This window comes from Methylocaldum sp., assembly GCF_039794385.1.
Classification (GTDB): domain Bacteria; phylum Pseudomonadota; class Gammaproteobacteria; order Methylococcales; family Methylococcaceae; genus Methylocaldum.
On the sequence record NZ_JBDIVO010000484.1, the window covers coordinates 1 to 2,806 of the forward strand.

Annotated in this window: 3 protein-coding genes and 1 pseudogene; all 4 read left to right on the top strand. The window is 53.3% G+C overall.

Going from position 1 to position 2,806, the window contains the following annotated elements:
• A pseudogene (locus ABJK70_RS23100) lies at window positions 1-127 on the top strand (threonine synthase); the annotation flags it as partial.
• Window positions 128-196: 69 nt separating this feature from the next.
• Window positions 197-733: a DUF6398 domain-containing protein gene (locus ABJK70_RS23105; protein WP_119631562.1), complete on the top strand. Its 537-nt coding sequence runs from the start codon at window positions 197-199 to the stop codon at window positions 731-733.
• 42 nt (window positions 734-775) lie between these two features.
• Window positions 776-1,897 (top strand): ATP-binding protein, encoded by a 1,122-nt coding sequence (locus tag ABJK70_RS23110; protein WP_119631563.1) that lies wholly within the window; start codon window positions 776-778, stop codon window positions 1,895-1,897.
• Window positions 1,898-1,941: 44 nt separating this feature from the next.
• Window positions 1,942-2,541: a DUF3226 domain-containing protein gene (locus ABJK70_RS23115; protein WP_331852295.1), complete on the top strand. Its 600-nt coding sequence runs from the start codon at window positions 1,942-1,944 to the stop codon at window positions 2,539-2,541.
• Window positions 2,542-2,806 lie beyond the last annotated feature (265 nt).

Consider the following 2,806-nt stretch of genomic DNA (forward strand, 5'->3'; position numbering starts at 1 on the left):
CGTCTGCACCCTCACCGGCAACGGCCTCAAGGACCCCGACACGGCCATCTCCCAGTGCACGGCCAAACCGGTGACGGTGGACGCGACCCTGGATTCGGTGAAGCGGGCGATTTTGGAGGCGATGTAATCCTGGAAGGAATTCGAAGCGGTATTTGTGCCTGACCGGTCGGGGATATGTGGTTTGTGAGGTGATCCAATGGCCAAAACGGCAAGATCGGAACAAGTGCCCAAAGCAATGGCCGAGACGTTCGCGGCTATTGTTGCGTTGACTGACGATTTCTCCCGGCGCCATTTGAATGACGAATATGCGCGACTCATACGTCGGGCAACCGCGGCTCTATGCAGGAAGCGGCCATCGCCCCTGGGCACGGGGAAACCGGATTCCTGGGCATGCGGTATTACCCACGCCATCGGCGCGACCAATTTTCTGTTCGACCCTAGCCAGACACCGACCCTGCCGGCCTTGGAACTGTATCGGGCTTTCGGGGTCAGCCAGAGCAACGCGCTCGCCAAATCCAGGCAGGTGCGGGATATCTTGGGCATGTCCCCCTTGAACCTGGAATGGCAGTTGGCCAGCAGAGTGGACAAAAAACCGGTAGCCTGGATGATTAGGGTGAACGGCCTGATAATCGACGCCCGCCAAGCGCCGAGAGAAATTCAGGAAATCGCTTTCGAAAAAGGGTTAATACCGTATATACCGGCGGATAAAAAGGAGTTCGACGATAAGCAGTAGCCTTTGCCCGACCGGTCTTCCGCAAACCATCGGGTGCCACACATGATTGATTCGTTTCTCGCCGAGAATTTTCGGCTTTTCGATCGTTTGAGAATTGACCGGCTTGCCCGTGTAAACCTTTTCGTCGGTAAGAACAATTCCGGCAAAAGCGCCTTGCTCGAGGCAATCGAGGTGTATGCGAGCAATGCCTCTCCCCGAACTTTGCTCAACCTTGTCAAAGCGCGGGAAGAAACCTGGAGCGGCAAAGCCCAAGTGGAATTCAGGCAGCTTTACGGCAATCCGATCCGGCACCTTTTTTTGGGGCACGAGCTGCCGCGAATCGGCGAGCGGGGAGTTGTTCTCGGTCCTATAGACGTGCCAGCAGACCAGGTCAATATCATTACCGCCGCTTTTAGAGTGGCTTCCGACGAGCAAGGTAATTTAACTCGAACCCCAGTTAATCAAACCGACTTATGGGAAACGGATGACACTATTGAGTTGGCGTTGATGGCGCGCGATGGAGAAAGGTTTCGGCGAATAATGCGCTTGGATGATGATCTCGAACGCGTTATGCGACGCAGTTATTCATCCTCATTATTCGAAATTGAAGCGAAATGTCCCATTCAGGTGGTGCCGACACGAAACATGGAAGGCCGAAAAATTGCGAAGCTCTGGGACATGATCGGGCTTACCGATCTTGCAGAAGAAGTAATTTCGGGCATCCGGCTGATTGATCCGCATATTACCGGCATCCAGTTCGTTGAAAGCACCGTTTCTCTTCGTGATGAACGAGTGCCGCTAGTGCGCACGAGCCTGTCTGACGAGCCTTTACCCTTACGCAGTATGGGGGACGGTATTACTCGGCTCTTTCACATCGTCTTGGCTCTTACGGCAGCTAAGGGCGGCATTCTCTTGGTTGACGAGTTTGAGAACGGTCTTCATTGGTCCGTGCAAAGCGCGGTATGGAAAATTATCTTCCGGCTTGCCGAGCGGCTCGACGTTCAGGTTTTTGCGACCACCCATAGCCGCGATTGCATAAACGGTTTTGAGGCGGCTTGGAAAGAAAATGAAAACCTCGGCGCTTTTTTCAGGCTTGACACCAACAAGCAGGGACAGGTACAGGCGAGAGCCTATTCGCTCGATACCCTCACGGATGCTCTCGATACGGCGGTCGAGGTTCGCTAGTGACGACATCTTGGTGTAGGCACGAAGGAGATGCCGTACTGTTGGTGGAGGGACAAAACGATTGCCATGTCATCCTGGCGCTTTGTGCGAAATTCAATGTTCCACAGACTTTTGGTATTTATGAGTGCGGCAGTGACGATCAGGCCATTCGGCGCATGAACGCGCTCATTTCACAACCCAATCCGCCTAGAGTGGTCGGTCTTGTGATCGATGCGGATAAGCCGGATTTAAGTGGCCGGTGGGCGATCATCCGAGGGAAACTGGCTCACTATGCGTATGATTTTCCTGATAGCCCGACACCTGACGGCACTATACTGGACTCTGCCAACGAGGAAACGCGCGTCGGTTTTTGGCTGATGCCGAATAATCAAGATTCGGGAATGCTTGAGGATTTTTGCTCGGAAATGATCAGCAAAAGTTCGGTTATCACAGTTCGGGAGTGTATCGAACTGGCAAAGCAAAAAGGATGTGCCACTTTTAAGGAAGTTCATTACTCCAAGGCGATAGTTCATACATTTCTCGCGTTGCAAGACGAACCCGGCCGTCCCTTGGGTCAAGCCATTACCGCGCATACTCTTCAATCTCATACTGCAACGGCTCAGAGATTCGTAAACTGGCTGTATCGGCTGTTTGGTATGTCCTAGCTGGTTTACATGATGGAAATTCATCCCCCGATTTAATGCCTGGCAAACGACGATGGGCAAAACTGCCTATGCTCACATGTATGGTCATCCATAATTCGACCCCATGAACGAAACTTACGACGCCTCATCCATCGAAGTCCTCTCGGGACTCGACCCGGTCCGGAAGCGGCCGGGCATGTACACCGATACCGCGCGCCCGAATCACCTGGTCCAGGAAGTGGTCGACAACAGCGTCGACGAAGCCTTGGCGGGTTATGCGAAATCC